The organism is Halosimplex aquaticum (assembly GCF_028747785.1).
Lineage (GTDB): Archaea > Halobacteriota > Halobacteria > Halobacteriales > Haloarculaceae > Halosimplex > Halosimplex aquaticum.
This window is the reverse complement of sequence record NZ_CP118158.1, coordinates 2,234,279-2,257,405: the sequence shown is the minus strand read 5'-3', so window position 1 is coordinate 2,257,405 and position 23,127 is coordinate 2,234,279. Positions and strand designations below refer to the sequence as shown.

At 69.6% G+C, this 23,127-nt stretch carries 20 protein-coding genes and 1 pseudogene; 12 read left to right on the top strand and 9 right to left on the bottom strand.

Translation table 11 applies throughout. The features are described 5' to 3' along the window. Positions 1–174 precede the first annotated feature (174 nt). Positions 175–606, bottom strand: a complete 432-nt coding sequence (locus tag PSC72_RS11440; protein WP_274326004.1) for a DUF7573 domain-containing protein — start codon at positions 604–606, stop codon at positions 175–177. Positions 607–682: 76 nt separating this feature from the next. Continuing rightward, entirely contained in the window at positions 683–1,333 is a 651-nt protein-coding gene (locus tag PSC72_RS11435) for a bifunctional 4-hydroxy-2-oxoglutarate aldolase/2-dehydro-3-deoxy-phosphogluconate aldolase (RefSeq protein ID WP_274326003.1), read from the bottom strand. A gap of 96 nt (positions 1,334–1,429) precedes the next feature. On the opposite strand from PSC72_RS11435, the gene PSC72_RS11430 reads away from it, so the two are divergent. Next, entirely contained in the window at positions 1,430–3,292 is a 1,863-nt protein-coding gene (locus tag PSC72_RS11430; RefSeq protein WP_274326002.1) for a S9 family peptidase, read from the top strand. A 69-nt stretch (positions 3,293–3,361) separates the two neighbouring features. Here the strand turns inward: PSC72_RS11430 and PSC72_RS11425 are convergent, their stop codons facing one another. From PSC72_RS11425 to PSC72_RS11415, 3 genes are all read right to left on the bottom strand, one after another. Then, on the bottom strand, positions 3,362–3,745 hold the full coding sequence (locus tag PSC72_RS11425; protein WP_274326001.1) for a cupin domain-containing protein: 384 nt from the start codon (positions 3,743–3,745) through the stop codon (positions 3,362–3,364). A 59-nt stretch (positions 3,746–3,804) separates the two neighbouring features. Then, the gene (locus PSC72_RS11420; protein ID WP_274326000.1) at positions 3,805–4,713 is read right to left on the bottom strand and encodes an AEC family transporter; all 909 of its coding nucleotides are present in this window, start codon (positions 4,711–4,713) and stop codon (positions 3,805–3,807) included. Positions 4,714–4,843: 130 nt separating this feature from the next. After that, positions 4,844–5,815, bottom strand: coding sequence for a hypothetical protein (locus PSC72_RS11415; RefSeq protein ID WP_274325999.1), 972 nt, complete (start codon positions 5,813–5,815; stop codon positions 4,844–4,846). 136 nt (positions 5,816–5,951) lie between these two features. Here PSC72_RS11415 and PSC72_RS11410 point away from each other — a divergent pair, with 136 nt between their 5' ends. The 7 genes and pseudogenes from PSC72_RS11410 (at position 5,952) to PSC72_RS11380 (ending at position 15,425) form a co-directional block, all read left to right on the top strand. After that, a complete protein-coding gene (locus tag PSC72_RS11410) occupies positions 5,952–6,662 on the top strand; it encodes a twin-arginine translocation signal domain-containing protein (RefSeq protein ID WP_274325998.1) in 711 nt (236 codons plus the stop codon). A gap of 188 nt (positions 6,663–6,850) precedes the next feature. Beyond that, entirely contained in the window at positions 6,851–8,623 is a 1,773-nt protein-coding gene (locus tag PSC72_RS11405; RefSeq protein ID WP_382261858.1) for a spermidine synthase, read from the top strand. Then, positions 8,620–9,231, top strand: coding sequence for a hypothetical protein (locus PSC72_RS11400; RefSeq protein WP_274325996.1), 612 nt, complete (start codon positions 8,620–8,622; stop codon positions 9,229–9,231). Before PSC72_RS11405 ends, PSC72_RS11400 begins: the two co-directional genes overlap by 4 nt. A 68-nt stretch (positions 9,232–9,299) precedes the next feature. Continuing rightward, positions 9,300–11,546 carry a pentapeptide repeat-containing protein gene (locus tag PSC72_RS11395; protein ID WP_274325995.1) on the top strand — a complete coding sequence of 749 codons (2,247 nt, stop codon included), beginning with the start codon at positions 9,300–9,302 and terminating at the stop codon, positions 11,544–11,546. Between the two features lie 152 nt (positions 11,547–11,698). Further along, positions 11,699–11,887 (top strand): annotated as a pseudogene (locus PSC72_RS25620) (LLM class F420-dependent oxidoreductase); the annotation flags it as partial. 170 nt (positions 11,888–12,057) lie between these two features. Next, positions 12,058–13,734: an alpha-amylase family protein gene (locus PSC72_RS11385; RefSeq protein ID WP_274325993.1), complete on the top strand. Its 1,677-nt coding sequence runs from the start codon at positions 12,058–12,060 to the stop codon at positions 13,732–13,734. After that, a complete protein-coding gene (locus PSC72_RS11380; RefSeq protein WP_274325992.1) occupies positions 13,731–15,425 on the top strand; it encodes a glycoside hydrolase family 13 protein in 1,695 nt (564 codons plus the stop codon). Before PSC72_RS11385 ends, PSC72_RS11380 begins: the two co-directional genes overlap by 4 nt. Before the next feature lie 21 nt (positions 15,426–15,446). Here the strand turns inward: PSC72_RS11380 and PSC72_RS11375 are convergent, their stop codons facing one another. Then, the gene (locus PSC72_RS11375; protein ID WP_274325991.1) at positions 15,447–16,514 is read right to left on the bottom strand and encodes a phosphotransferase family protein; all 1,068 of its coding nucleotides are present in this window, start codon (positions 16,512–16,514) and stop codon (positions 15,447–15,449) included. Between the two features lie 169 nt (positions 16,515–16,683). Between PSC72_RS11375 and PSC72_RS11370 the strand changes: the two genes are divergently transcribed. Continuing rightward, positions 16,684–16,803, top strand: coding sequence for a hypothetical protein (locus tag PSC72_RS11370; RefSeq protein WP_328518190.1), 120 nt, complete (start codon positions 16,684–16,686; stop codon positions 16,801–16,803). A gap of 27 nt (positions 16,804–16,830) precedes the next feature. Here PSC72_RS11370 and PSC72_RS11365 read toward each other — a convergent pair whose 3' ends face one another. Further along, entirely contained in the window at positions 16,831–18,375 is a 1,545-nt protein-coding gene (locus PSC72_RS11365) for a Coenzyme F420 hydrogenase/dehydrogenase, beta subunit C-terminal domain (protein WP_274325989.1), read from the bottom strand. Continuing rightward, the gene (locus tag PSC72_RS11360) at positions 18,365–20,071 is read right to left on the bottom strand and encodes a nitrite/sulfite reductase (protein WP_274325988.1); all 1,707 of its coding nucleotides are present in this window, start codon (positions 20,069–20,071) and stop codon (positions 18,365–18,367) included. The genes PSC72_RS11365 and PSC72_RS11360 overlap by 11 nt, the downstream gene beginning before the upstream one ends. 431 nt (positions 20,072–20,502) lie before the next feature. Here PSC72_RS11360 and PSC72_RS11355 point away from each other — a divergent pair, with 431 nt between their 5' ends. The 3 genes from PSC72_RS11355 (at position 20,503) to PSC72_RS11345 (ending at position 21,804) form a co-directional block, all read left to right on the top strand. Continuing rightward, positions 20,503–20,658, top strand: coding sequence for a hypothetical protein (locus tag PSC72_RS11355; RefSeq protein WP_274325987.1), 156 nt, complete (start codon positions 20,503–20,505; stop codon positions 20,656–20,658). Positions 20,659–20,704: 46 nt separating this feature from the next. Then, entirely contained in the window at positions 20,705–21,370 is a 666-nt protein-coding gene (locus tag PSC72_RS11350; protein WP_274325986.1) for a helix-turn-helix domain-containing protein, read from the top strand. 161 nt (positions 21,371–21,531) lie between these two features. Next, a complete protein-coding gene (locus PSC72_RS11345) occupies positions 21,532–21,804 on the top strand; it encodes a HalOD1 output domain-containing protein (protein WP_274325985.1) in 273 nt (90 codons plus the stop codon). 39 nt (positions 21,805–21,843) lie between these two features. On the opposite strand, the gene ftsY is transcribed toward PSC72_RS11345, so the two are convergent. Continuing rightward, entirely contained in the window at positions 21,844–23,121 is a 1,278-nt protein-coding gene (gene ftsY / locus PSC72_RS11340; protein ID WP_274325984.1) for a signal recognition particle-docking protein FtsY, read from the bottom strand. Positions 23,122–23,127: the final 6 nt, after the last annotated feature.

The following is a 23,127-nucleotide window of genomic DNA, read 5'->3' as shown; positions in this document are numbered from 1 at the left end:
ATCGCACGGGGCGCTCGTCCCGTTGCTAATGGCCGGAGAACCGTAACTTTGCTGGCTGTGCGCACGCCGTACACGGACACTACCGCCGTCGCGTCGCCCGATCGCATCCGCTACTCGGCGGCAGACCCGACGGGACCGCTCTTGGTCGCGGTTACCGCGCTCGACAGCCCGGACTTACCACTCCTTGCAGTCCGGACAGACGAGCGCGTCGTCCTGTCGCCACCGCCGGTCGACCGTCTCGCCGCAGGCCTCGCAGACGCCGCCGTCACCGCTCCACGTGTACGTCGCCGCGGCCGGTTCGACGGCACTCGGGTCGACGGCCGGCCCGTCGGCGGCGCCGGTGTCGTCGTCGGCGTCATCACTCGCCAGTTCGGCGTCGTCCGCTTCACCCTCGTTCGCCGCAGCGTCGCCAGCCTCGTCGGCCGTCTCTTCAGTCGCCGTCGGGTCGCCCGTCCCCGAACTGGTCGAGTCAGTCTCAGAACTGGTCGCGTCTGCGTCGGCCGCGTCTGCGTCGGTCGCGTCGCTCGCGCCGTCGTCCGCCTGCTCGTCGTCGGACTCGTCGGCGTCGTCACCGCCCAGAAAGTCGTCGAGCGACCGATTTCCCATGGGCCTCACTGGTCGTTCGCTCCCCTTATCGGTGACGGGACGCGCCGGGCGGCCGCCGCGGCGCCGGTCCGCGCGTCTACGACCGCGCGTCCTCGACGGCTTCGACGAACTCGGCGGCGGACTCGCGGACGCCGTCCCAGTCCTCGCGTTCGATCGCGTCGTAGTCGACCAGCGCCGACCCGGCGCCGACGCCGACGGCGCCCGCCTCGAAGTAGTCGGCGACGTTGTCCGTCGAGATGCCGCCGGTCGGCATGATCGGCACGTCGCCGAGCGGTCCCTGGAGCGCGCCGATGTGGCCCGGACCGACCGTCGAGGCGGGGAACATCTTCAGGATGTCCGCGCCGGCCTCCATCGCCTGGGCGGCCTCGGTCGGCGTCATGACGCCCGGGATGGCGACGACGCCCTCGCGGTTGCAGACGTCGATGACGTCCTCGTTCAGGTTCGGCGCGAGGACGAACTCCGCGCCGGCCTCGATGACGTTGCGCGCGGCGGCGGCGTCCATCACGGTACCCGCGCCGACGACGGCGTCGGTGCCCTCCATCGCGCGGTCGACGTCGGCGATCATGTCGCTGCAGCGCTTGGCGTCGGCCGTCACTTCCAGGGCCGTGACGCCGCCCTCGTGGATGGCCTCGGCGACCGGCACGATGTCGTCCTCGTCGATCCCGCGCAGGACCGCGGTCACGCCGCTCTCGACGATCTGCTGTCGCACGTCGTCTTTGTTCGTCATGGCTCTCCCTGCGACCGGCGGGCCCTAAAGGGTATCCAGTCGGAGCGCTTCCGGGCGGCGCAATCGATTTGTAACGTCGCTAAGTAGTCTCCGGGGATGTCCGACCCCATCCCCCTGGAGGAACTCGCGAGCCTGCCGACCCTGAACCACCCTCGCGTCTCCCCCGACGGCGACCGCATTGCGTGCTTCTACGACGGGAGCGGACGCAACGAGCTCTGCCTGGTCGACCCCGGGACGGGCGAACTGGCCCAGGTCAGCGACGGCGAGGTGCCCCGTGAGGCGCGCTACCCGATCGAGTGGGCGCCCGACGGCGAGGCGGTCTACTATCACCGCGACGAGGGAGGCGACGAGCAGAACGACGTCTACGCCTACGACCTCGGGACCGACGAGATCCGCCCCGTCGTCGAGAACGACGGCCAGACCGTCCTGCAGGACGTCTCGCCGGACGGCCGGAACCTCCTGTACGCCAGCGACGCCGGCGAGCAGATGAACCTCTACGAGTTCGACCGCGAGCGGGGAGAACACCGCCAGGTGACCGCCTACGAGCGGCCGGTCTTCGGCGCGATGTACGATCCGACCGCCGAGCGGATCGCCTACGTCGCCAACGAGCGCGACGACCTCGAAAACCGCGACGTGTACGTTGCCGACCTGTCCCGGGGCGGCGACCGCGACGGCGGAGCAGCGGCCGTCGGCGGCGACGGCGTCGACGGCACCGCTCGCCGCCTCGACGTCAACGGCGAGGGTTACCAGGCTGGCGTCACGGACTGGACGCCAGCGGGCGACGCCGTGCTGGTCACCGACGACGAGACGAACTTCTCGCGGTGGGGCGTCTACGACCTCGCGACCGACGAAACCGAGTGGATCAGTGACGGGACCTGCGACGAGTGGGCCTACTGCGTCCACCCGGAGGGGTACGTCCTCGCCGGCCGCCACGACGGCGCAACCCAGCCGCTCGTCGTCTACGACCGCGACTGGAATGAACTCGCCGAACCTTTCGCCGAGGGCGTCTCGTGGGTCCACGGCGACCGCCGCAGCGGGATGCTGCCCGACGGCCGGATCCTCGCCGGCCAGACCACCCCTACCTCCCGAGACGACCTGCTGGCCTACGACCCCGCGGCCGACGAGACGACGGTGATCAGGGAGGCCGAGTACGGCGACATCGACCCGGACGCGTTCGTCGACGCCGACTACGTCACCTACGAGTCGACCGACGGGACCGACGTCGGGGCGGTCCTCTACGACAGCGGCGAGCGACCCTCGCCGGTCATCGTCCTCGTCCACGGCGGCCCCCACGGCCACGTCGACCACACGTTCAACGCCCGGGTGCAGTTCCTCGTCGACCGCGGCTACACCGTCCTCGCGCCGAACTTCCGCGGGTCGACCGCCTACGGCCGGGAGTTCAAGAACGCCATCCACGGCGACTGGGGCGGCAAGGAGCAGGAGGACATCGCCGCGGGCGCCCGCTGGATCGCCGAGAAGGAGTGGGTCGACGAGGACGACCTGGCCGTCTTCGGTGGCTCGTTCGGCGGTTACTCTGCCTACTGGCAACTCGTCCGGTACCCCGATCTGTGGGACGCCGGCATCGCCTGGGTCGGCATCACCGACCTGCCCGGACTGTTCGAGGAGTCGATGGCCCACTTCAAGACGACCCTGCGCGAGCAGATGGGCGACCCCGAGGACAACGCCGACCTGTGGCGCGAGCGCAGCCCGATCACCCACGTCGAGGACATCGAGGCGCCCCTGCTGATGCTCCACGGCGTCAACGACCCGCGCTGCCCCGTCTCGCAGGCCCGCGAGTTCCGGGACGCCCTCGAAGAGCGCCGGGGCTGGACCGAGGGCGAGGAGTTCGAGTACGTCGAACTCGGCGAGGAGGGCCACGCCTCGACGGACATCGACCACAAGATCCGGGTCTACCGCGAACTCGCCGACTTCCTCGACGAGCGGTTCCCCGCGGCGTGAGCGAGGCGCGAGTGGAGCGAGCGGCGAAGCCGCGAGCAGCGGACGACCGCCGGCCGACGCCTTCGGCGCTCACTCCGCTGATTCCTCGGGCTCGTACGGATGGGCGATGTCGGACTTCGGCGCGCCCGTCCCCAGCACGCGGACGCTCTCGTCGGCGCTCTCGGGGTTGTACGCGCGGTGGGGACTCTCGGGCTCGGCGACGAACACCTCGCCGGTCTCGACGACGTACTCCTCGTCGGGCGTCTCGACGTGCAGCGTCCCCGAGACCACGTAGAACGCTTCCTCTCGGCGGTCGTGGTAGTGGTAGACCCGCGGCAACTGCTCGCCGGGTTCCATCTCGTAGGTCGCGAGGTGCAGCGCCGCGAGTTCGGCCGCGTCTGAGACGCCACGGCGGTCGCAGGGGTAGTCCGGCGTCGCGTCGAGGTCGTCGGGGTCGATCTGGTGGTAGCCCATGCCCGTGCGTGCGTGGTCGTGGCTGATAAAATCGCGCGAGTCCAGCGGACGGCGTCGGCCTACCCCATCACTTCGAGGATGAGCGCGACCGTGGCGAGAGACGCGAGCGTCGTGGCGAAGACGTTGAGCGAGGCGAGTTGCGAGTCGCCACCGAGTTCCGTCGAGTAGACGTATGTCGAGACCGCCGAGGGCATCCCGAGCATGACGACGACGGCCGCGGCGGCGGTCGCGTCGACGGAGAGCAGCGTGAAGACGACCCACGCGAGCGCGGGCATCAGTCCGATCTTCATCGCGACGACCGAGCCCGTCAGCCCGTAGTCCACGTCGGCGTCGACCACCTGGAGCGAGGCCCCGACGCAGAGCAGGGCGATCGGCAGGGCGAGCGTAGAGACCCAGCCGAGGCCGGTCGCGACGGCGCCCGGGACGCCGAGCCCCGCGGTCGACACGGAGAGGCCGGCCGCGAGCGCGATGAGGACCGGGTTGGTGGCGACGCCGCGCAGTTCCGTCGCGACGTCGGCGTCGGCGTCGTTGATCGCGATGAGCGAGCAGACGGTCAGCGGCGTCTGGACGAGGATGCCGACGCCGAGGACGACGGCGGCGGTCCCGCTGGCGGCGTCGCCCAGCGTCGCCTGGACCAGCGGCAGTCCGAGGAAGCCGAGGTTCGAGTGGTACGACTGGACCAGCGCCACGCTCCGGCGGGCCCGCGACGGCCGGCGCCGGTGGACCAGCCACGCGAGCCCGATTACCGTCGCGAACACGACGAGCACGCCCGCGACCAGCGCCGGCGAGACGAGTTCGCCCAGCGCTCGATTGTACGTCGAGGAGAACACGAGCGCCGGGAGCGCGACGTAGAACGCGGCGTCGTTGAGCCAGCCCGTCCGCCGGTCGTTCAGCACGCCGGCACGGCGGGCGGCGACGCCGACGCCCAGCAGCGCGAGCAGATAGCCCAGCCGCACGAACACCTCCATGTCCTGTCCGAACCGATCTGTCCCTTTGAGCGTTCGGATTCGGGCGCGTTTCGCCGGCAGCGTCCCTGTGGCGTGCGGTATCAATCCTCACGACCGCCGACCGCTCACCGCAGTGGGTCCACCCGTACGTTCACCGCAGCGCGTCCTTGCGCTCCTGCTCGGAGAGGTCGACCCCGCCGGCGACGTGGCGGCTACAGCGCTCGCACTCGTAGGAGACGCCGCCGCTGTCGTAGGTGCGGACCGCCGAGCCGAACAGGAAGAAGGCGTCCTTCTGTCGGCGAGCGATGACGGCGTCGGCGTTCTCACCGCAGTTGGGGCACCAGTCCTTGTCGGCCGCGGGCTCCTGCCAGGTGATCCGGTGGCGACCGAAGGTGGTCCCGCTGTGGGCTTCCTCCTTCGAGGTCTGGATCACCGCCTCGGGCGGGACCGGGTCGGCGTCGAGGGCGTTGTCGTAGCCGCTCTCGGAGGCGGTCGTCGCGGAGACGTACGGGCCGACGCTGACGCGGTTGTCCCGGCCGACGAAGAAGACCGTGACGTCGAGGCCGCGCCCCTCGACGCGGACCTCGTTGTCCCAGCCGACGACGTACACCGTCAGGTCGTGTTTCGCGTCGGTGACGGTGACCTCGTTTTTCGCGCCGCGGACCGACACGCCGTCCCGGGGGTCGCGCGCGTCGCGCGAGTGGTTCCACCCCGTCACCGTCACGTCGTAGCCGTCGGGCGAGCCGGTCGGCGCGGCGGCGTCGTCGTGGAAGACCTGCTCGGCCCCGGCGGCGTCGAGCGTCTCGGCGGCGTCGTAGGCAACGAACACGTCTTCGACGCCGCTGACGACGACGTCGCCGTCGACGTCTTCGACGTACCCGTCCTCCAGGTCGCCGGTCACCTCGGTCGCCACGCCGTCTCCCGCGGCCGTGCTGTCGCTGTCGCCGTCCGGGACGTCGGTGAAGACGTACTCGACGTCGGCCAGCCGGAGGGTCCCCGCGACCGCGTCCGGGCCGACGAAGACGTCCTCGGCGCCGCGGAGGCCCACCGGTGCCTCGTGGCTCCCGGCGAGTCGCACGTCGCCGGAGTACTCCTCGGTCCGCGCGTCCCATGTGTCGCTCATGTGTGACGAACTCCGTTACCCCGCCCCTACCGGGGGTCGGTACTTGAATGTCGCCCAACGCGCCCGCCGCGAACGAACCGCTCAGCTGAAACGATAATGTAAAGATACTTGTCTGGCGCGACTCGCGCTACAGGGTATGCAGCGCCGACGCTTCGTACAGGGGAGTGCGGGATTGCTGGCAGGAATGGGTCTCGCCGGGTGCCTCGGCGGGAACAACTCGCCGCCGCCGCGGAAAGCGACTGTTTTCCAGGACGTGTCTCTCCAGAGCGGGCAGTTGCAGATCCAGTTGCACTCGGACGTGGAGGTCGAGTCGCGCCAGGAGAATCAGGGCAACCTCGACCCGGGCGGCGCGGTCGCGTCGCTCGCACCGGTCGGCGTCGCCAGGGCGGCCAAGGGCGCGGGCGGCCGCGGGACCGGCGGTTACTCCTCGGCGCCGAAGCATCCGCGCCACGGCTGGGCGGTCTGGCACGGCGGCTCGTACTCGGACGACTGGCGCGACGACCACCGCGACGAACTCCGGATGTACGACGCCACCGTCGCCACGCTCGCCGTCGCGTACCTCGGCAGCAACAGCGACTACAAGAACGACCCGCCGGGACCCGGTCCCGGCGAGGTCTCGTGGGACAAGACGTGGGAGAACCCGGAGAACGGGGTGGAGAAGACCGTCGACATCGGCGCGGTCTCGCCCGGGAGCGACCCCCGAGAGGGATGGTACCGCGTCGGGACGGAACTGGTCTCCCGAGACGGCTCCGAGGACTTCGGCTGGCAGGCCGCCGACTTCCAGGTCGACAACGACACCGGCGGCTGGGAGACCGAGAAGGCCTGGTACGTCAAACCCCGAGTGTGAGCGCCTGACCGCCGATGGCCCGTGACAGCGACGACGCCCGCGGGGACGGCGCACCCCGGGAGGCGCCCCCGGCCGATCCGGCCGGCCGCCCTCCCGAATCCCGCCGCCCGCCGATCCGGAATCCGACCGCCGAGGAGCCGTCGCTGTCGGCCGCTGCGGACGGGACCGAGCCGCCCGGGCCGGTCGCGATGACCGACGGCGGATCCGAGGTCGCACCGGCGTCCCCCGCGGCGGTCGTCACCGACCGGCGCGTGATGCTCGGGCTGACGTTCGTCGTCGCCTTCTGTTCGATCGCCTACGAACTCGTCTACTCGGAGCTGCTGACGGTCTTCTACGGCGGGACCGTCCTCCGCTACTCGATCACCATCGGCCTCTACCTGTTCTCGATGGGCGTCGGCGCCTTCCTCTCGGCGCACCTCGACGACCCCGAGGGGAACTTCCTGCGGACGGAGGTGTACCTCGCGTTCGCGGGACCGGCCGGTGCGGCCTTCGTCATCGCCCTCAATTCGTTCCCGGACGTCGTCTTCCCGATGAAAGGGGCGATCACGCTCGCGCTCGCCCACGGGCCGATCCTGCTGGTCGGCCTCCTCTCCGGGTTCGAGATCCCGCTGCTCAACGAACTCGTCGAGCACCGCGAGGAGACGCTGTTCGCCACGCTCGGGGGCGTCTACCCCCGGAGAGTCGTCCGCGGCGTCCTCGGCGCGTTCTTCTCGGTCTCCGAGGCGGAGGGGCGGTCGTTCTCCGAAGTGCTGGGCGTCGACTACCTCGGCAGCCTGGCGGGGACGGTCGTCTACGCGCTCGTCCTCTACCCGCGCTACGGGCTCGTCGTGACGGTGCTCGTCCTCGGCCTGCTGAACGGGCTCGCCGCGCTCGCGTTCGCTGTGTGGTCGGCTCGCGCACCGACCGCTCGCGGCGGCGACCGGTCGCTCTCGCTCGCCCGCTGGCGCGGCGTCGTCCTCGCCGGCCTGCTGCTGACGGGGACCTACGGGGGACTGGTCGCCAACGCCGGCGCCGTGGACCGGGCGGTCACCGGGGCGTACATGGGCGACCGCATCGAGAGCGAGTACCAGCCCGGCAAGGCCGACGTCACGGTCACCGGGTTCGAGCGGACGGCCTACCAGCGGGTTACGACCTACCAGCGCGACGTGGCGGGCAACGCCGACACCGATACCTGTCTCCGCCTCGACCAGGCGATCCAGCTCTGCGACAGCTGGGTCGACTCGTACCACAGCGGCCTCGTCGACGTCCCGACCTCGGCGTACCTGAACGAGTCGGGCGCCGTCTCCGGCGGAAACGAGTCGTTCGACGTACTGCTCGTCGGCGGCGGCGACTACATCGCCGTCGACCGCCTGCGCGACTACGACGTGAGCGTCGACCAGGTCGACATCGACGGGGAGTTCCTCGACTACTCGAAGAACGAGTCGGCGTTCGCCCGCTACCACGACGACGCCCACGAGTACGACCGCCTGAACACGACCGTCGGGGACGCCTACCGCTACCTGCGCCACACCGACGAGCGCTACGACCTGATCCTGCTCGACGTGCCGGGCGCCCGCAGCGACGACTCGCTGGCGCTGTATTCGACGGAGTTCTACACCCTCCTGCGCCAGCGCCTCAGCGACCGCGGCGTCGTCGCGACGTGGGTGTACTCGCGGTACTACTACTCCCAGCACCGCGCGGTGCACGTCAACACCCTCCGCGAGGCGGGCTTCGACCGCTACCTCCCCTACTCGGTGTACAACGACCCCGACGGCGACGGCGAACTGGAGCGCGGCGAGCGCTTCTGGCTCCTCTCCGACGGGCCCCAGCCCGTCCCGAACGTCACGCGGGCGCGCAGCGACTACCTCGACGCCGTGGCCGAGCGCTACGAGCGCTGGGAGTGGCGGGCGCTGCCCTCCTATCGAAACGTCGAACCGAACAGCGTCTTCGACCCCAACTACGGCGTGATCGTCGACCCATGACCGAGAACACCCTCCACTTCGTCCACAGTGCCAGCCCGCCGGCCAGCGACGTCCGCGTCTTCGACTCGCTCTCCCGTCGCCTCCTCGGCGCCGAGTTCACGTTCCGCGTGATCGGGAGCTCTCACTACGTCAGCGCGCCCGCCTACGAGTTCCACGAGCTGTCCTCGTGCGAACCCGTCGACTGCGACGGCGTCACGGCGCTCCGACTCGACGGGCCGACGACGGCGGGTACCGCGGCCGACGCCGGCGCCGACGAGTCCGCGACGCCGTCGCCGGAGGGCGGCACGGGGTCGCGGCGTCGGATCGACTACGCGGCCGACGGGCTGCGCTGTTCGACAGTCGTCGAGCGGCGGCCGCTCTCGGCCTTCCCGGTGGAAGCGGCGTTCGATCTGTCCTACTGGTTCGGTCCGGACGCCGTCACGACCGTCGACGTGCGAGCGGACGGCTACGAGACCTACCACACCTATCCCGAGTTCGACCTCGCGCTGTTCACGCGGACGGTCTTCGAGTCCGTTCCCGACGGGGTCGTCGCCGGCGAACCCGCCGAGAGCGGCGCCGACGACCCGACGGACCACAGCGCCGACCGGGCGGGACAGCCGACGGACTGACGCCTCGCACCGGCCGCGTCCGGCGCACAGCAGTACCTTTTTAGTCGGGGGTTACCGTGTGGGGAGATATGACAGACAGGCGGCATGGGGGTGCCGACGAGACGAGCGGCGACGCGGGTCCCGGTGAGGCCGGCGGCGGGAGCGCCGATACCGACGGGACGAGCGGCGACGGCGGCGCGGCGTCCGCGGTGTCGCAGGACCGGCCGTCGACGGGGGACGGCGCCGACGCGTCCGTCCTGCACCTCTCGCCGGACGCCCGCGCGGAGCGGGGGATCACTGACGACGACGTTCGGGAGGCGTTTCTCGACGTCGCGCACAACGGCGACGCCGACGAGAAGGACCTCCGGGGCGTGACGCTGCCGGCGCTCGACCTCGACCGGCAGACCGTGGAGGGGCCGGATAGGCACCCGATCGACTTGCGCGACGCGACGATAGAGTCGATCTCTGCGACGTTCGCGACGATCCGGCTGCCGATCCGCCTGGAGGGAGCGACCGTCGGCGACCTGACGTTCGACGAGTCCCACGTCGAGGAGGCGCTGCTGGCCGACGGGGCGACCGTGACTGGCGACCTCTCGGCGTTCGAGACGGAGTTCGCGGGCGACGTGGAGTTCCCGGACGCGAGCTTCGAGGGGCGCGTCGACCTCGACGAGGCGACGTTCGCCAACGACGTGAGCTTCGACGGCGCGACGTTCGCCGACGAGGTAGAGGCCCGGGCCGCCGAGTTCTACGGCGACTCGAACCTGCTCGACGACAACACGAGCTTCACGGGCGCGGCCTTCGCGGCGCGGGCGGACTTCCGGCAGGCCGACTTCGGGTTCACTCACTTCGAGCGGGCGACCTTCGCCGCCGAGGCGACCTTCCAGGAGGCCACCTTCGACGGCGACGCCGAGTTCGACGAGGCCCGCTTCGAGGGGTTCGCCGACTTCGACGAGGCCCGCTTCGACGGCGACACCGGCTTCGCCGACGTCGAATTCCGCGGCGACGCCGACTTCCGGGGCGCCGCCTTCTCCGGCCGCGAGCGCGCCCTCGACGACGACGCGACCTTCGCCCGGTCGACCTTCGGCGGCGACGCCGCCTTCCAGCACGCGCGGTTCCGGTACGTCTCCTTCGCGGAGGCCGCCTTCGAGGGCCAGGCCCACTTCGAGGAAGCGACGTTCACCGCCGACGCGGACTTCCCGGATGTCCGATTCGGTGGCGAGACCGACTTCGACGAGGCCCGGTTCCACGAGGACGCGGACTTCTCGGCGGTCGAGTTCGCCGACCGCTGCGTCTTCCGCGGCGCCGAGTTCACCGGGGGCGCCAACTTCCTGGAAGACGACCTGACCTTCGAGGGCGCCCACTTCGGCGACGACGCGGACTTCCACAACGCCGAGATCACGTCGGCGAACTTCGAGGACACCTCCTTCGGCGGGCGGATCGACTTCAGCGGCGCCGTCTTCACCGACCGAATCGACTTCGAGGCGACGCAGGTCGCCGAGGACGCCTTCGCCGATTTCACCCGCGCGAAGATCAAGAGCGGCCGCATCGCCCAACCGGCCGAGCGGTGGGTCCGCTACGACCTCACGCTCGCCAGCCTCGGCGATGTCGAACTCACCGCGGCGACCGACGAGGACTACCGGCGCCTGCTCGATTTCTTCCGCTTCTGCCGCACGGAGTTCACGGAGTTCGACGGCCACGAGTTCGACTTCAGCGCCCACCGCGAGTACCTCGACCGCAACGCGTGGGCCATCCACGAGTTCCACGAACCGCCGGACGCCGACCCCGACTACGCCCTGGAGATGACGCCGGAGGTGGTCGAGACGACCTACCTCAAGGCCAAACAGAGCGCCGCGGCCGTCGGCGACATGAAGGTCGCCGGCGAGTTCCGCGTCAAGCGCCAGCAGCACAGCCGCGCCAAGAACCTCGAAGTGGTCCGCGACGGCACGGCGCCGCTGTGGACCCGCGTGAAGAACCTCGGCCGGGCGACGGAGAACTACTTCCTCGGCGTCACCTGCGGCCACGGGATGCGCCCCATCCGGATCGGCTTCTCCTTCCTCCTCGCGCCGCTGCTGTACGTCCCGTTCTACGCCTTCGGCGGGTCCCTGTTCGAGACGCAGGCCGGGCAGGTGCCTCTCGGCGACGCGCTGACGACGAGCGGGCTGGAGACGCTCTTCGAGATCGCCCGGTTCAGCTACGTCTCCTACACGACCATCGGATACGGGTTCATGGGTCCGGTCGGTCCGGTCGCGGAGGTCGCGGCCGCCAGCGAGGCGTACCTCAGCGTCGTCCTCTCGGCGCTGCTGGTCTACGCGCTGGTCAAGCGCTCGGAGATGTAGCCGCGAGCGGTCCCGGACAACCCTTTTCCGCGTGAGCGCCCTAATTTACGGCCACGGAACGCCGCCGAGCGCACCGCGTCTCTGGGGGGGAAGTGCGCGCGCGATACGACCGTCGAGAGCGCCGAGTGCCGGCGAACCGAGGGGGAACAGGAATGACCGAGATCGGCTACCACGCGTCGCACGAACAGTTCCAGCCCGGGGCGCTGCTGGAGTCCGTCCGGCGGGCCGAGAGCCGGGGGTTCGACGCGGTGCCCGCCTCCGACCACTTCCACCCGTGGAGCGAACGCCAGGGGAGCGCCGGCTTCGCCTGGTCGTGGCTCTGGTCGGCGATGGAGGCGACCCGCGAGCAGGTGCGCGAGAACGTCCACGTCTCGGCCGACCTCGACGAACACACCGAGCGGGCCCGGTCGCTGTGCGACCTCGACGCCGAGGCGGTCTACCTGCACGACGTGACCAGAGACCAGACGCGCTTCGTCGATCGGTTCGGCGATCACGTGCTCCCAGCACTCCCATGAGTCCCGACGAACCCACCGCTTCCGACCAGGAGACCGTCCTGCAGAACCAGACCGGCGACCGCTGGTACGAGAACGGCCTGATCTACGGCGTCGACGTGAAGTCATTTCAGGACTCCGACGGCGACGGCGTCGGGGACTTCCCCGGCCTGACCGACCGGCTGGAGTACCTCGACCGGCTCGGCGTCACCTGCGTCTGGCTGCTGCCCTTCTACCCCTCGCCGGGGCTGGACAACGGCTACGACGTGACGGACTACTACGGCGTCGACGAGCGCCTCGGCACGCCGGGGCAGTTCGTCCGGTTCGTCCGCGAGGCCCACGAGCGCGGGATCAAGGTCCTCGTCGACCTCGTCGTCAATCACACCTCCGACCGGCACCCGTGGTTCCAGCGGGCCCGGGAGGACCCCGAGTCGACGTACCGCGACTACTACGTCTGGGCCGAGGACCCCCCCGAGCCCGAGAAAGAACCCATCTTCCCCGAGGAGGAGAGCGTCTGGACGTACGACGAGGTGGCCGACGCGTACTACTACCACCGCTTCTACGACTTCGAGCCCGGCCTGGACCACTCGAACCCGGCGGTCCGCGAGGAGGTCTGCGAGATAATGGACTTCTGGCTGCAACTGGGCGTCGACGGCTTCCGCATCGACGCGACGCCGATCATCGTCCAGAAGAAGGGCCTCGACTCGACGGAGCTCGACGACCCCCACCGGATCCTCAAGCAGTACCGGGCGTTCGCCTCCCAACGGAACGCCGACGCCATCTTCCTCGGCGAGGCCGGAGGCGAGCCGGACGCGGTCCGCCCGTACTTCGGCGAGGGGACCGGCGACGAGATGCAGCTGATATTCAACTTCACGCTGACGGACTACCTCTTCCTCGCGCTCGCGACCGAGCGCGCGGGAGCGCTCGACGCCGCCGTCGACCAGCTCCACCTCCCGCCCGAACACGGCCAGTGGGCGAACTTCCTGCGGAACCTCGACGAACTCAACCTGGAGTGGCTCTCCGAGGGGGAGCGCGGGACCGTCCTCGACCGGTTCGCGCCCGACGACGAGATGCAGATCTACGGCCGCGGGAGCCGTCGACGCCTCGCGCCGATGCTCGACGACCGCCGCCTGCTCGAACTGGCCTACAGCCTCCTGCTCTCGATGCCCGGGACGCCGGTGATCCCCTACGGCGACGAGATCGGGATGGGCGACGACCTCTCGCTCGACGGCCGCGACGCGGTCAGGACGCCGATGCAGTGGACCGACGGACCGGCCGCGGGCTTCTCGACCGCGGACCCCGACGAGCTGATCCGGCCCGTCGTCTCCGACGACCGGTTCGGCCCCGACGGAGTCAACGTCCGCGACCAACGGAGCGACCGCGACTCGTTCCTGCGGTGGGTCACCCGCGCCGTCCGGACGCGGCGGGAGTACCCCGTTTTCGGCCGCGGGTCGGCGACGTTCGTCGAGACAGCGCCCGAGTCGGTCCTGTGTCACCGGATGGACGGCGACAGCACCGTCCTCGCCGTCCACAACCTGGCCGACCAGCCGGCGTCCGTCTCCGTGGGGACAGATGTCGACGGCCTCGCACCGATCTTCGACGACGAGCGGTCGGAACTCACCGCGACGGACCCGCTGTCGCTCGACCTCGCCGGGTACGGCTACCTCTGGCTCCGCGCCGGCGGAGGGCCGCTGTGACGACCACCGACCGCTCCTGGCGGCGGGGTGCCGTCGTCTACCAGATCTACCCCCGGAGCTTCGCCGACTCGGACGGCGACGGCGTCGGGGACATCCCCGGCATCACCGAGCGCGTCGACTACATCGCCGACCTGGGGGTCGACGTCGTGTGGCTCTGCCCGGTGTACGAGTCCCCGCAGGTCGACAACGGCTACGACATCAGCGACTACCGGTCGATCCACGGCGAGTACGGCACCCTCGCGGACTGGGAGCGCCTCCGCGACGCGCTCCACGAGCGGGACGTCCGGCTCGTGATGGACCTGGTCGTCAATCACACCTCCGACGAACACGAGTGGTTCCGCCGTTCCCGCCGGGAGGAGGGCGAGTACGCCGACTACTACCACTGGGTCGAGGGGTCGCCCGACGAGCGGCCGAACAACTGGGAGTCGATGTTCGGCGGCCCGGCCTGGTCCTACGACGACGAGCGCGAAGCGTGGTACCTCCACCTCTTCGACGAGCGGATGCCGGACCTGAACTGGCCCAATCCCGCGGTCCGCGAGTCGCTCTACGAGATGATCGAGTGGTGGCTGGAGAGGGGGATCGACGGCTTCCGGCTGGACGTGATCAACCTCCTCTCGAAGGCGGAGGGGTACCCGGAGGGCGACCCGACGGCCGACCCGGTCGGCGGCGAGTACTTCCTCACCGGGCCGCGGATCCACGAGTACGTCGGGGAACTGGTCGACCGGGCGTTCGCCGGCCGGGACGTGGTCACCATCGGCGAGACGTTCGACGTGACGCCGGCGGACGCCCACCGGTTCGTCGTCGAGGACGGTCTCGACATGGTGTTCCCGTTCGAGCACATGGATATCGACGCCGGCGGGAGCGGCCCGTGGGACGTCGTCGACTGGGAGCTCGCCGACCTCAAGGCCGTCACCGAGCGCTGGCAGACGGCCGTCGGCGAGGGGTGGATCGGCCTCTACCTGACCAACCACGACCAGCCGCGGATCGTCTCGCGGTTCGGCGACGAGGCCTACCGCCGCGAGTCGGCGACCATGCTCGCGACCTACCTGTTCACCCTCTGCGGGACCCCCTTCGTCTACCAGGGGCAGGAACTCGGCATGACCAATCCCGACTTCGAAAGCCTCGAACAGTACCGCGACCCGGCGACGGTCGACCGGGTCCAGCGCGCGCTCGCGACCGGTGACATCGAACTCTTCGAGGAGATCAGCGAGGCGGTCAACTACTGGAGCCGGGACAACGCCCGCACGCCGATGCAGTGGAGCGACGACGAACACGCGGGGTTCACGGCCGGCGAGCCGTGGATCAAGGTCAACGACAACTACCCCGAGATCAACGCCGAGCGCGAGGCGGCGGACGACGAGTCCGTCCTCGCGTACTACCGGCGGCTGATCCGGTTCCGGAACGAACACCCCCTCGCCGTCTACGGCGCCTACGAGCCGCTCCTCGCGGACCACTCTCAGGTGTTCGCATACCGCCGCACCTCCGACGGCGACGGCGACTCGGACGCGCTCGTCGTCCTCCTGAACTTCGCCGACGAGGTGGTATCCGTCGAGGTTCCACCCGACGCGGCCTCCGGCGACACGGAACTCCTGATCGGAAACTACGAGGGCGGGTCCGACGGCCTCGCCGAACCCGTCGACCTCCGACCGTACGAGGCGAGGGTGTACCGGGTGTCGTCGGATCGGACGTGACCGCACGGGCGGACGCGCCGTTCACAGCAGTTCGGCGACGAACTCCCGGTAGTCCCGTTCCACCCCGTCGGCGGTCTCGGGCGTGACCCAGGCGGAGACCCAGGTCATGTTCGACGCGATGAACACGAGCTGGTAGAGCCGCCGCCGCGCTTCGAATGCGCCGTCAACGCGCCGTTCGTGCGTCTCGTCGTACCCCTCGTAGAGCGCGCTCCGAAGCCGTTCCCGCCGGTCTGAGTCCAGCGAATCTGTCCCGCAGAAACCCTGCTCGGCGCAGACGAGGTCGTACTCCGGGTCGGTCGTGCGGACGAGACCCCAGTCGAGTAGCCCCGTCACCGACCGGGATCCGCGGTCGACGGCGAGGTTCCCCGGATGGTGGTCGATGCGCGAGATCACTGGCCGTCCGGGCAAGTCGAGGCGTTCGTATCGTTCCGTGATCGCGTCGTCGAGCGCCGGGACGAGGTCGCCGAACCGCGTCTCGCCGACCCGCTCCAGCATCCACTCGGCCGTCGCCGGCACCCTCGCCGCCCACGAGTCGTGTGGGTCGGCGAGCGCCAGCCCGTACGCCCGAGCGAGCGGCCGCGCTCCGCCGGCGTCCGCCGGATCGACTCGATCCGCGTCCGCGACCGGGCCGTAGCCACCGAACGCGTCGACACTGTGGATCTCGCCGAGCGAGCGGCCGACCTGCCGGACGTACGCGGCCATCTCGTCGTTCGGGATCGCCGACGCGTCCGCCGGAAGCGGCTCCCCGTCGGTCCGTCCCATCAGGAACAGCGGCGTCGGCAGGTCCGGGTGGTCGTCGACGACGCCGTACACCTCGGGGACGGGCACGGACGTCTCGGCGCCGAGCAACCGGAGGAGCTTCGCCTCAGCGGCGAGGTTCCCACCTCCGTGCTCCTCGTCGGTCGCCTTGAGGACGCACTCGCGGACGCCGTCGTCCGTCTCGACGGTGACCGCGACCGTCTCGTTGCCGCCCTCGGATATCTCGGTTGCGTCCAGCACGGTCCAGTCCCCGTCGACCGCCGTGACCATCCGCTCGACCGCGGACCTCGCCTCTCCGTCCAGCTCGTCCACCTGTTCGTCCGTAGTCACGTGTCGACCGAGTCCCCCTCGGGAAATAGGTCTTGGCCCATGTTGGGTCGACCCAGCATTTAGGTTCGCACACATGCGACTGTGTATTGCCGATGAGGACGGTTTCACTCGATGAGGAGGCGTACGGCGCCTCGCAGCGGAAAGACGCGAGAGGGAGACCTTCAGCGACGTGGTGAAGCGACTGACCGGCGAGCGGTCGTGGCACGAAGTCGCGGATATCTGGGGCGACGAGATCGACGACATCGAGGCGGCGATCGAAGCAGGAAGAGACCGGGCTCACGATCGATAGCGAGCGTTTCGAACCGGGTGACTCCGCTCAGTGCCCCGATTCGTGGGGGTTCAGCTCGGTCCCGTAGTTCTCGGCGTGGTCGGTGTAGTCGATGAACCGCGGCGCGTCGGGGTCGAAGGGCCGCTGCAGCGAGTCGAAGGCCTTCTTCTTGTCCCAGGACTGCAGGCCGCCGATGGCCGAGCGGTCCTCCAGGTCGTGGTAGTCGAGGTCGTCCTTGGTCAGGTTCCAGGCGTCGAGGCCCTGCTCGGTCCGGACGATGACCGAGGAGTACTCGTCGCTGGAGCCGACGGAGCCGACGGTCAGGTCGGCGCAGTAGCCGGTGAAGTCCGCGCACTCGTCACAGCCCTTGAGCGCGGCGTCGTGGAACTCCTCGACGTCCTCGTCGACGATGAGTTCGCCCTCGTGGTCGTAGGCCATCATCCGGCCGTCGAGGACGTCCATCTTGCCAACGTTATCGAGGTCGATGTCGCGCTCTTCCTCCAGCTTCTCGCCCATGAGCTTCTCGTAGTTGAAGTTCTTCGTACACATCAGGGCGATGGCGTAGTCGATGGCGCGGACGCCGTTCTCCTGGCTGGCGTAGTCCCACTCGAAGTCCTGCAGGGCGCGGATGCCCTCGATCTCACAGGGCGTGCCGACCAGCGCCAGGGAGGCCTCCTCGACGGGCACGTCGAGCTTGTGCTCCCACCGTTCGAGGTCGAGGTTGCCGAGGGCCATCGTCTGGTTGTAGAAGCTCCCGGCGTTCTCGATGCACTCCTCGGGCGTCGTGGCGAGGAACGACTCGGCCTTCCAGGGCTCGTCGTCGCTCTCGGTGGCGATGAGCGCGCCGTCGATCTCGCCCTCTTCGAGGAGCTTGCAGAGGACGGCGGTGACGAGGCCGCCGTCCTGGGCGTTCTCGCGCCAGTCGTCCTCGACCTTCGCGGAGAACTCCGTGATCGGGTCGCCGGCGCCGGAGACGTTGTCGTCGCCGCCGGTGATCTTCCACTGGCGCTCGTAGCGCAGACCGCCGCGGGGACAGAAGTCCCAGCACATCGAACAGCCCGTGCACATCTTGACGAGTTCGGGCAGGCCGTCGTCGCCGATGCCGATGGAGTCCGAGGGACAGGAGGCGACGCAGGTGCCACACTGGATGCAGCGGCCGGCGTCGATGACCCCCTCGTCGAGTTCCATGAACCACGTCTTGCTGTCCGGCGTCTCGATGTCGTTCATCTGCGACCGGATCTCGTAGGAGGGCGTGTCCAGCGCCAGGTCCTCCTCGCCGGGCCGCTGGACGCGCTGGTCCGGCGCCGTCTCGTAGACATCCTGGCTCTTGCCCTCCGCGGGCGCGGTGAACTCGACGTTCCGGAGGTTGCCGTTCTCGTCGACGTTCGCGGGCGTCGCGCCGCCGTCAGGAACCGCGGGCGACTGCCCCCCGTGGCTGTGCGAGTGACCGTCACCGTGGCGATGCGAGCGGCCGCTCTCGGAGTGACCGCCGCAGCCGCAGGAACTCCCGCAGCCGCAGTCGTCCGCCTCGTCGCTCCCCACGTCGGGGACGCCCGGCATGGGCTGGTCGCGCTCGCTCCCGTCAGTCCCCATGGGCGACACCTCCCGAGACGTTGGCGTCGGCGCGCTGCATGATCTTCCGGAGGCGGTTGTTCCCGACGCGGCGGGTCCACTCGTAGAAGCGCTCGCCCTCCTCGCGCTCGTCGACGTAGGCGTCGAACAGCTGCTCGATGGCCGGGATGACGGCGCTGGCGGGGACGGCGTTCTCGACCCAGTCGATGAACTCGTTGTCGGCGCCGAGCGCGCCGCCGAGGCCGAAGTCCATCCCCTCGACGATGTTGTCGCCTTCCTCGTTGGTGGTCGTCTCGGGGTCGTCGACGTTGACCGTCTCGCCGCGGAAGCCGATGTCGGCGATCTGCGGCTGGGCGCAGGAGGCCGAGCAGCCGGACATGTGCATCCGGACCACGTCCAGATCGTCGGGCGTGTCGATGCGGCGGTCCAGCGCCTTCGCCCAGCGGTAGACGCGATTCTTCGTCTCGATGATGCCGTAGTTGCAGAACTCCGAGCCCGTGCAGCCGACGGCGCCCCGCGAGAACGGGCCGGGGTCGGGCTCGTACTTGCGGGCGAACGGCTCGTTCAGCAGGTCGCCGACGTTCTCCTCGGGGATGTGCGTGATGAGGAAGTTCTGGTCGGTCGCGAGGCGGATAGACGCGTCGTCGGTGCCGTACTGCTTCGCCGCGCGGGCGGCCTCGGCGAACTCGTCGCCGCCCATGCGGCCGGCGATGACGTTGAAGCCGACGTACTTCAGCCCCTCGCCCTTCTGGTCGTGGACGCCGACGTGGTCGCCGGTGTACCCCTCCGTGAGGTCGACGCCCGCGTCGGGCAGGTCGACCTCACAGCGGGTGCGGACCGCTCGCTCGAACTTGTCGGTGCCAAGCTGTTCGACCAGGTAGCGCATCCGGCAGACGCCGCGGTTGTTGCGGTCGCCCAGTTCCTTGAACGTCTGGGCGATAGCGCGGCAGAACTCGACGGTGTCCCCGGGCGGGACGAACACGTCCATCTGTGTCGCCATCCGCGGGCCGTCCGAGAGGCCGCCGCCGACCTTGCAGTGGAAGCCGTAGATCTCCTCGCCGTCGACTTCCTTGCGGGCCGGCGTCAGCCCCACGTCGTTGATCTGGGACTGGCCGCAGTCGTGTTTGCAGCCAGTGATGGTCATCTTGAACTTCCGGGGCAGGTTGGCGTACTCGCGGTTGCCCGTGAAGTAGTCGGAGACGGCGTCGATCACGGGTTGCGCGTCGAAGCACTCGTGGCCGTCGAGGCCGGCAGCGGGGCAGCCCAGCACGTTCCGGGCGCCGTCGCCGCAGCCCTGGATCGTCGTGAGGTCGACCTCGTCGTAGGTGTCCCAGATCTCGGGCACGTCCTCGACCCGGATCCAGTGCATCTGGATGTCCTGGCGGGTCGTGATGTCCATGAACGCGTCGCCCCAGATGTCGTTTTGCTCCTCGCCGCCCCACTCCTCGGGGGCGACGGCGTACTCCTCGGCGACCTCGCCGATGACCTCGGCCTGCTCGGGCGACAGGTAGCCGCCCGGCACCTTGGTCCGCATCATGAAGTAGCCCTCCTTGCGGCCGTGGGAGTACATCCCAGCCCACTTGAGCCGCTCCCACTCGCCGCTGCCGGCCCGCTCCTCGATCTCCTCGAAGGAGAGGCCCTCCTCGGCGTACTCCTTGACGTCCTCGATCACGTCCAGCGGGTGTTTCTCCTGTTTGTGCTGTTCGACCGTGTTCATGCCGGATCCCCCCGAGTGACGGAGGCGTGTGTGTCTGTCCCGTTCATGAGTGAAAGTTCACGCGACGAGCGCGTGCGTGTGTCACGGCCACACGGTCCACCACCCTGTATCTCCCCGTCACGGACAGGTCTGCCACGACTGCGGGAAACCCTCCGCCGATTGCCGCTATCTGTGATACCCGACCCGGGCGACGACCACCCCCGTTTCACCTGCAACGACCCGGTGGTGTCGGTTCCACCGGGGTCTCTCGCGGATGCGGCGTCATTTGCCGACGGTTCCGCGGATCGCCCTCGTGCCGGCGCCACGTGCCGGATACGGCGGTTCGGTGGGATCCGTGAACCGGAGATAATTGTCGCTTTCGGGCAGTGACGGCGAGGGGTGCGCGGATGGGGGCCTTTATACCGAGTGGGGCCTTGGAACTGAACAACCAAATGACCGACACGGCAAACGTGCAGGCCGACGAGGAAGCGCAGGTCGAATCGGACGAACGAGAGCGCGAGGTCGACACCTCGCACCTGGACGACGTCGAGGACGGCTGCGGTTGCGCCGAGGTGTGGGAGCACCTCTCGGACGAGCGCGACGAGTGACCGTCGCCGGCAGGGACTTTATTCTCCGGCGAACCGAAGCGACGCTATGACCGTCATCGGCGAGTTCACCGTCCCCGCGGGGGCGTTTCTGCTCGGTGACGCGCTCGGATCGGTCGACGGGACGGTCACCGTCGAGCGCATGGTCGTCGACGGCGGACAGGTGGTAACGCCGTACGTCTGGGTCGCGACGGGCGACTTCGAGGCGTTCGAGTCGGCGCTCCGCGGCGACGCCTCCGTCGGCGAGTTCGCCGTGGTGGAACGCCACGAGGACGAATCCCTCTACCGAATCGAGTGGGACAGCGACCACACCGACCTGTTCGCGGCGCTCGACGGCGTGGCCGCGACGGTGTTGAACGCCGAAGGAAGAGACGGCGTCTGGGTCCTCCGCGCCATGTTCTCCGACCGGGGAGCCGTCTCGACGTTCGACGACCGATTTTGCGCCACGCACGAGGGGGTCAAACTCGACCGACTCTACCGGTACGAGGACCCCTCGTCGTACGGGAAATACGAGGTGACCGAGAAGCAGCGCGCGGCGCTGACGGCGGCCCGCGACGCCGGCTACTTCGCCGTCCCGCGGGAGTGCTCGCTTCAGGACGTCGCCGACGAACTCGGCATCTCCCGGAACGCGGCCTCGGCGCGACTCCGGCGGGGCCAGGACGCGCTCGTCGGGAACACGCTCGACCACGACCACCGCGACCTGCGGCCCTCCTGACGGGCTCCGATCGGTCGACTGTCACTCCCGCGGCCGCCACTTAGTACCCGTGACGCGTCACACCGAAGAGTGACGGCCGTGCCGGCCCAATGCGGCAGTGGTGATACTGTTCGTGCAGCGACTGCGATCGGTGCGCCAGTCGCGCCAGTGGAGGCGAGTTCATGGTTCGTGATCAGCAGCCAGACAGCGAGCGATCGGGGGAGCCGTCCGCCGGCTTCGACACCGTTTCGGTCGCGGTCGTCGAGCGGCTCGCAGCGGCGAACGGCTGCGACACCGACGCGCTCCCGCCGCTGTTCCGCTCGGTCGATCCCGACGCGCTCGAACGGCTCGTCGCCGGCGGCAGCGGCGACGGCGGGCTGTCGCTCGTCTCGTTTTCCCACGCCGGGTACGAGGTGACGGTCACCGGCGACGGCGACGTGACCGTCTCCGAGTAGCGGCCGCTACCCGCACAGCCGACGCGGACGGGAACCGACTCACTCCTCGCCGATGAGTCGGTCGACGATCTCCTCGGGGTCGAACCGTTCGAGGTCGTCGTAGTCCTGTCCGGTGCCGAGAAAGAGGATCGGCTTGCCGGTGACGTGCGCGATGGAGATGGCCGCGCCCCCTTGCGGGTCCGCGTCGGCCTTCGTCAGCACTGCGCCGTCGATCTCCGCCGCGTCGTTGAACTCGCGAGCCCGGTTGACCGCGTCCTGTCCGGCGACCGCCTCGTCGACGAACAGCGTCAGGTCCGGGTCGGTCACGCGGTCGATCTTCGAGAGCTGGTCCATCAGCCCGTCGGAGGTGTGCAGCCGGCCGGCGGTGTCGCCCAGCACGACGTCCACGTCGTGGGCGTCCGCGTACTCGATGGCGTCGTAGATGACCGCCGCCGGGTCCGAGCCCTGCTCGTGGGAGATGACCTCCCTGTCGAGGGCGTCGGCGTGTTGCTGCAGTTGCTCGTTGGCGCCCGCGCGGTAGGTGTCGCCGTTGGCGAGCACCGACGAGAGCCCGCGCTCCTCGAAGTACCGCGAGAGCTTCGCGATGGTCGTCGTCTTCCCGACGCCGTTGACGCCGGTGAAGACGATCACGACGGGCTTGTCGGCCTCGGCGACCCGCTCGTCGAAGTCGAACTGCCCGACGCTGATAACGTCGTACAGCGCCTCGCGGAGCGCGTCGCGGACGAGGTTGCCCGTCGAGGACAGCCGCCGCCGCGTCTCGCCGACGAGGTTCTCCTCGACGCCGTCGAGGATCTCCTGGGCGACGCCCATCTCCACGTCGCTCTGGAGCAAGGCGATCTCAAGGTCGTCGAGATGGTTCTCCAGGTCCTCCTCGTCGATGACTGTCTTCCCGGTCGCGAGGAGCTTCGCCCGCTCGCCGAGGCTCCGGCCGGCGTCGTCGGAGTCGGAGTCCTCGTCGTCTCCGGACTCGTCGTCGGCCGCCGCTTCCTCGTCGGCGTCGTCGATGTCGTCCTCGGCGGCTTCCTCGGTCCCGTCTTCTTCGGACTCGTCCTCGTCGACATCGTCCTCGTCGACATCGTCCTCGTCGACCTCGGGCTCGTCCGCTTCGGTTTCCTCGGGTTCCGAGGCGGCGTCGGTCTCGGCGGACGCGTCGCTCGCTTCGGTGTCGGCCGTCCCGGCGTCGGCCGTCTCGGCGTCGGTCTCGGCCGCCTCGGCCTCGGCCGCGTCTTCCGGCTCTTCCTCGACCGCCTCGTCGTCGACGTCCTCCTCGACGTCGTCGCTGAAGCGGCCGAGTTTCTCTTTCAGTCCGTCGAACATCGGGCC

Coding starts and splice junctions, on each gene's coding strand:
- PSC72_RS11440 (WP_274326004.1), bottom strand. CDS start 606: ATGGGAAATCGGTCGCTCGACGACTTTCTGGGCGGTGACGACGCCGAC.
- PSC72_RS11435 (WP_274326003.1), bottom strand. CDS start 1,333: ATGACGAACAAAGACGACGTGCGACAGCAGATCGTCGAGAGCGGCGTG.
- PSC72_RS11430 (WP_274326002.1), top strand. CDS start 1,430: ATGTCCGACCCCATCCCCCTGGAGGAACTCGCGAGCCTGCCGACCCTG.
- PSC72_RS11425 (WP_274326001.1), bottom strand. CDS start 3,745: ATGGGCTACCACCAGATCGACCCCGACGACCTCGACGCGACGCCGGAC.
- PSC72_RS11420 (WP_274326000.1), bottom strand. CDS start 4,713: ATGGAGGTGTTCGTGCGGCTGGGCTATCTGCTCGCGCTGCTGGGCGTC.
- PSC72_RS11415 (WP_274325999.1), bottom strand. CDS start 5,815: ATGAGCGACACATGGGACGCGCGGACCGAGGAGTACTCCGGCGACGTG.
- PSC72_RS11410 (WP_274325998.1), top strand. CDS start 5,952: ATGCAGCGCCGACGCTTCGTACAGGGGAGTGCGGGATTGCTGGCAGGA.
- PSC72_RS11405 (WP_382261858.1), top strand. CDS start 6,851: ATGACCGACGGCGGATCCGAGGTCGCACCGGCGTCCCCCGCGGCGGTC.
- PSC72_RS11400 (WP_274325996.1), top strand. CDS start 8,620: ATGACCGAGAACACCCTCCACTTCGTCCACAGTGCCAGCCCGCCGGCC.
- PSC72_RS11395 (WP_274325995.1), top strand. CDS start 9,300: ATGACAGACAGGCGGCATGGGGGTGCCGACGAGACGAGCGGCGACGCG.
- PSC72_RS11385 (WP_274325993.1), top strand. CDS start 12,058: ATGAGTCCCGACGAACCCACCGCTTCCGACCAGGAGACCGTCCTGCAG.
- PSC72_RS11365 (WP_274325989.1), bottom strand. CDS start 18,375: ATGGGGACTGACGGGAGCGAGCGCGACCAGCCCATGCCGGGCGTCCCC.
- PSC72_RS11360 (WP_274325988.1), bottom strand. CDS start 20,071: ATGAACACGGTCGAACAGCACAAACAGGAGAAACACCCGCTGGACGTG.
- PSC72_RS11355 (WP_274325987.1), top strand. CDS start 20,503: ATGACCGACACGGCAAACGTGCAGGCCGACGAGGAAGCGCAGGTCGAA.
- PSC72_RS11350 (WP_274325986.1), top strand. CDS start 20,705: ATGACCGTCATCGGCGAGTTCACCGTCCCCGCGGGGGCGTTTCTGCTC.
- PSC72_RS11345 (WP_274325985.1), top strand. CDS start 21,532: ATGGTTCGTGATCAGCAGCCAGACAGCGAGCGATCGGGGGAGCCGTCC.
- ftsY (WP_274325984.1), bottom strand. CDS start 23,121: ATGTTCGACGGACTGAAAGAGAAACTCGGCCGCTTCAGCGACGACGTC.